At 67.2% G+C, this 2,601-nt stretch carries 3 protein-coding genes and 2 pseudogenes; all 5 read right to left on the bottom strand.

Annotation, left to right across the window (positions count from 1 at the left end; genetic code table 11):
- Positions 1-185: pseudogene (locus FFS27_RS31475) on the bottom strand (glutamate carboxypeptidase); the annotation flags it as partial.
- Positions 186-251: 66 nt separating this feature from the next.
- Positions 252-719 (bottom strand): GAF domain-containing protein, encoded by a 468-nt coding sequence (locus FFS27_RS31470; protein ID WP_003130919.1) that lies wholly within the window; start codon positions 717-719, stop codon positions 252-254.
- A gap of 114 nt (positions 720-833) precedes the next feature.
- Entirely contained in the window at positions 834-1,052 is a 219-nt protein-coding gene (locus FFS27_RS31465) for a helix-turn-helix domain-containing protein (protein WP_003090850.1), read from the bottom strand.
- A gap of 8 nt (positions 1,053-1,060) precedes the next feature.
- Positions 1,061-1,618 (bottom strand): DUF2975 domain-containing protein, encoded by a 558-nt coding sequence (locus FFS27_RS31460; RefSeq protein ID WP_003090849.1) that lies wholly within the window; start codon positions 1,616-1,618, stop codon positions 1,061-1,063.
- Positions 1,619-1,789: 171 nt separating this feature from the next.
- Positions 1,790-2,601 (bottom strand): annotated as a pseudogene (gene mep72, locus FFS27_RS31455) (metalloendopeptidase Mep72); the annotation flags it as partial.

The following is a 2,601-nucleotide window of genomic DNA, read 5'->3' as shown; positions in this document are numbered from 1 at the left end:
CCTTCGGCCTGGCCGGTACCGCTGTCCACCGCGACCAGTTGTCGGAGCGTGTCGAGGTAGGCCGGGCGTTCGGCTTCGGCCTGGCGCAGCAGCTCGGTGGCTGGCGTGTCGGCAGCGAAGGCGGCGGGCGAAAGCAGGAAGGCGAGGGCGAGCGGCAAGAGGTGGGGCAGGCGGCGGGCGTGCACGGAAGGTCCTCGTCTGGCGGGCGGAGGCGGCGCGGTTGTGCGCCGCGGTATCCGATTGACCTTAGGTCATGAGACGGTTTCCGCCAGCAGCGCCTCGACCTTGCGCCGCAATTCTTCCAGCAGGGCCCGTTCCTCGGCCGAATAGTCGCGCGGTCGGCTGTCGAGTACGCAGACGGTGCCGTACGGGGTGCCGTCGGGCGTATGAACCGGATAGCCAAGGTAGTTGCTCAGGCCGAACTCGACTTCATCCTCGTTGCCGGCCCATTCCGTCTCCTGGCGCGAGTCGCGCACGTGCAACGGGGCGTCGCGGTCGACCACGCGTTCGCAGTAGAGGGGTTGGGCGCCGTCTTCATGGACGCTCTTGCGGCCTTCGGCGCCGATCGGGTAGGTGTCCTCCAGGCGTCCGGCGGAGGCCTCGACGCGCATGTGCCGGGGCAGGGAACGCATGATCAGCACCGACGGCACGTCGAGCCGGCGGGCCAGTGCGTCGATATCCCGGCGCAGGGATTCGAATCGTTCGGAGGATTTCGCCATGCCCGACCTCGCCCATGTCTGGTGGATGAACCGCGACTGTAGCGGCGAAAGGGGGCTTGGCCTAAATACCCTTTGTTGCGCTCCCCCTCGCTCGAGCGCATAAGCGCCCGGCTGTCACCCCTCGGTCGGGCCGGGCAGGTACTCCAGCAGGTCTCCCGGCTGGCACGCTAGGTAGGCGCAGATGGCCTCCAGGGTAGCGAGGCGAATGCCCTTTACCTTGCCCTGCTTGAGCAGCGACAGGTTCTGTTCGGTGATGCCGATGGCCTGGGCCAGGTCCTTGGACCTGGCCTTGCGCAGGGCGAGCATGACATCCAGCCTGATTTCGATGGGCATGGCGGACCTCAGACGAACTGGCGGTTTTCCTCGGCGAGCAGGGCGGCCTTGCGCTGGATGCGCGCGATCACCATCACCGAGGCGGCGGCGAACAGGCTGACCAGTTCCGCCGAACCGAAGCTGAGACTGACGATGCGTTGCCCCTGGGGTTGGAGGAAGGTGACCCAGACCGTCAGCAGCGGTTCCAGCAGGAAGTTCGCCAGCACCCAGCAAGCCAGGCACAGGCCGACCTTGCCGAGCAGCGCCGCGGCGTCTTCGCAGAAATACTCGCCGCGCCCGTAGTGCTGGAACAGCCTTCGCAGCGCCTGCAGTCCACTGGCCAGGACCAGCAGCGGCAGGCTCGACAGGAGGATGCCGCCGAGGGCCTGCCAGAGCGGCATGTCCCGCGCCACAACGCCGAGGTCGCCGGCGACACCGGTGGCGGTGAGGGCGAAGCCGAGGCCGTGCTCGCTGGCGAGGTCGGGGAAGATCCAGCACGCGGCGTTGAGCAGCAGCATGCCGGCGATCAACAGCAGGGTCAGGGTAGCCATCAGGCGGCTGTAGCCGGCCAGGCGGTCGCTTGTCATCGGGGAGACTCCTTGGGAAGTGGGCGGGACCCTCGGAAACGAGGGAAACCGGAGTGATCATAATTCAATAATAAATTATCGCAAAACGATAATTTTAGATCGCTGCATCCGACCTGGAGCGCTCCGCAAAATCCCCTCCGTGCCCGCCGGGGGGCACGGAGGGGAAGCGTCCTACTTCTGCAGCAACTGGACGTTGTCGATGAACATCGACTCCTGCTGGTTGCCGCTGAGGATCATCAGTTCAGCACGCTTGATCGGCCCCTTCGGCAATTGCACCTGGCCGTGCAGGCTGGCCCAGCGGCCATTCTCGACCACCTTGTAGCCCAGGGGCAGGTATTCGCCGGGCCGACCCTGGCTTTCCAGGTAGAGGTAGGCATAGGTCATGGCCTGCGAGCCGCGACCGTCGCCGACCCGTACGTCCGCGCTGAACGCGTAGGTCCGGCCTGCTTCCAGGTTGCCCAGCAGGCTGGTGCTCGCGCCGGTGCCGGCGTAGCGCCGCTGGTAGGCTTCCAGGGCCAGCCGCCCGGCGCTGGCGACGCGCGTGGCGCGGGTGCTGGCATGCACGCCGCTCCAGCCGCCGATGCCGCTCTCGAAGTCGTAGGCGATGCGTTTTGGCGCCGGCGGTACGCTCGGCGGCGCGGCCTGCGCTTCCTGCAGGTTCATCTCGTCGACCAGCAGGCTGGCGCCGCTGTCGCTCCAGACCGCCACGTAGAGGTTGCGCTGGTCGGCGGCGGGACGGTAGTCGAAGGTCTTCTCCAGGCGACTGAACTCGTTGCCGCTGACCGACAGTTCGACGCTCTGCGCCGGGTTGTAGGCCAGGGCGCCATCGGCGCGTTCGCTGAGCAGCGCCATGCGCACGGTTTCACGGGTATTGGCGGCCTTGAGCATGACCTTGCCGCTCAGCCGGTAGCCGCTGCCGGCGCGCAGGGGGGCAATGGGGCGGACCAGCAGATCGAAGCCACGCACGTCGACCAGCAAGGCAT

Source organism: Pseudomonas sp. 2VD, from assembly GCF_005503585.1.
Taxonomy (GTDB): domain Bacteria; phylum Pseudomonadota; class Gammaproteobacteria; order Pseudomonadales; family Pseudomonadaceae; genus Pseudomonas; species Pseudomonas aeruginosa.
Note: the sequence above shows the minus strand (reverse complement) of the source record. Positions and strands in the feature narration are given on the sequence as shown.